Below are 2,298 nucleotides of genomic sequence, written 5' to 3'. Positions count from 1 at the left end.
TTTGGTATGAGTTTTTATATACTATTTTTTCTGACGCATCCAAATTCTTAATAGAAAATAAAAAGCCATAGCTTTTCAATCTTTTTAAAATCAAAATATTTGTAAATGAAATAGCATATAATAGAACTTTCTACAATATTTATAATCACGTCAAATAAACTCATAATAACAGCTCCTATAAATTGATATTTATTCTATTTATATTTTGTATGATATTATTGATTACTCTGTTTTATTTAGCGTGTATTAGCTATTTTATAGCGTGAATTATTATTTTATAATACAATGCTGACTATATCATGTATAATTAACTTATAAGTTATATAGAAAATTAATGAGGTTTTTATGAAAATAGCAATAATAGACGATGACATTTCTTTTTTAGAAATGTTTAATAAAAAAATAAATTCAAATATAAAAAAAATATTCGATCAAGTAATTATTGATCGATACACTAACATCGATCATTTTCCATTTCAATATGATATCTACTTTTTAGATATTGATCTAATTGATGATAATGGCATTTCTATTGCAGGAAAAATAAAAGAAAATGATAAAAATGCTTTGATTATTTTTGTAACATCTAAAAATAATCTTGTTTTTTCTGCTTTAAAAGTACAACCTTTTTATTTTATCCGAAAAAGCAATTTGGATGAAGAATTTGAAACAGCATTAATGCTTTTAAAAGAACATTTCAATCAAAAATCATATTTTTCTTTTAAATATAATTTTGAATATATCAAAATATTAACTGATGATATCTTATATCTAGAAGTTGACAATCATTTAACATCACTTGTAACGAAATTTAAAGCATATCATCTCTACAAACCATTAAAAGAAATTATGAATGAAATAAATTCAGATGATTTTATACAAATAAACAGAAACAATAGTGTTAATATCAAACATATTAAACAATATAAAAAAAATGCAATCCTTTTAGATAATAACCAAACATTAAAAATAGGTATTGCATTTAAAAGTGTTGTAGCAGAAAGGATGATAAAATGATTTTTGAAATTGTAAACAACTTATTAGAAAATTTCTTGCTTTCATACTTTATTAGTTCTTTTATCAAAATGAAGCACAATAAAAAGAAATTTATAATAATTACAATGATTATCAATATGATTATAAGTACAATCATGACATCCTATTATTTAGTTGGTATCGAGCAAACTTTAGTTATTCAATTATGTATTTGGATTTGTTTATACTTGTTCCATGATGATTTTTCATTTCAAGATATTGCGGTTGCCTTATTTTGTAATTTAATGCTTTTTATTTCTGTTTATGCAATGACTATTCTATGCAATTCATTATTTGAAACTCATTTTTTTAATTCATTTAGTAATCAAACCAAATATGAAATCAATATAATATTAGAAAAAATATTTTATTTTGCATCACTATCATTTCTTTTAAAAAGAAAATTACCATTTTTAAAGAAGGATGCCCCTTATATTAATTATTTAATTTCTTTTGAATTTTTTATTATGTTTATCATGGCCTATTACTTTTTAGTTAATATATTAAACAACATGCCTAATATTTCTAACCATCTCGTATTTATTGGCTTTCTTGTTCTCATTATTATTTTTAATATTGTTTTCAATAAACTTATTGAATCCAATGAACTTTTATTAAAAACAAAATTAAAAGAACAAGAAAATAAATATATTCAAGAAAATTTAAACTATATTAAAACCATTAAATATGATGTAGACAACATTGAACACCGTATGAATTATATTTTACAATCAATTGAATATGACTTAATTAATGAAAATTACGTAGAAGCAATACATAAAATAAACGCTCAAAAAGAAACTGTACTAAGTATTTCACCTATTATAGCCACAAATAATGAAACCTTTGATTTTATCTTAAATCTAGAAATCAAATCTTTATTACAAGATGACAATGAAATTAAAACATGTATCTCTATTTCAGAAAACCCTGTATATAATCATCCTGTGACTGCCTATAGAATTACTAAACTTTTAAAATATATTTATAATTTTTATCAACATGTTGAATTGTTTATTAGCGAAAAAGAAAATGAATCTTTAGAAGTCAAATTTATTATTCCACACTGTTTAGAATTTTCTTCATCATTTGAAGAAAAACTAAATTCCTTTGATGATTATTCTATCTCTATAATAAAAAATGATGAAACGATGATTATTCAATATATAGACAACCTATCTTCTTACCATTAAAAAAACAGGAATTAATGAAGTGAACCGACTTTGTTGGACAAAAAATAATTAACTTAATGATAAGGCTTGA

2 protein-coding genes are annotated in these 2,298 nt (G+C 21.9%); both read left to right on the top strand.

The genetic code is table 11. The annotated features are described in order from the left end of the window. The first annotated feature begins 345 nt into the window (after positions 1-345). Positions 346-1,017 carry a LytR/AlgR family response regulator transcription factor gene (locus LJD32_RS14800; protein ID WP_227392770.1) on the top strand — a complete coding sequence of 224 codons (672 nt, stop codon included), beginning with the start codon at positions 346-348 and terminating at the stop codon, positions 1,015-1,017. After that, positions 1,014-2,228 carry a hypothetical protein gene (locus LJD32_RS14795; protein WP_227392771.1) on the top strand — a complete coding sequence of 405 codons (1,215 nt, stop codon included), beginning with the start codon at positions 1,014-1,016 and terminating at the stop codon, positions 2,226-2,228. The genes LJD32_RS14800 and LJD32_RS14795 overlap by 4 nt, the downstream gene beginning before the upstream one ends. Positions 2,229-2,298: the final 70 nt, after the last annotated feature.

The sequence above is a fragment of the Faecalibacillus sp. TM498 genome, from assembly GCF_020589955.1.
GTDB lineage: Bacteria > Bacillota_I > Bacilli_A > Erysipelotrichales > Coprobacillaceae > Faecalibacillus > Faecalibacillus intestinalis.
Note: the sequence above shows the minus strand (reverse complement) of the source record. Positions and strands in the feature narration are given on the sequence as shown.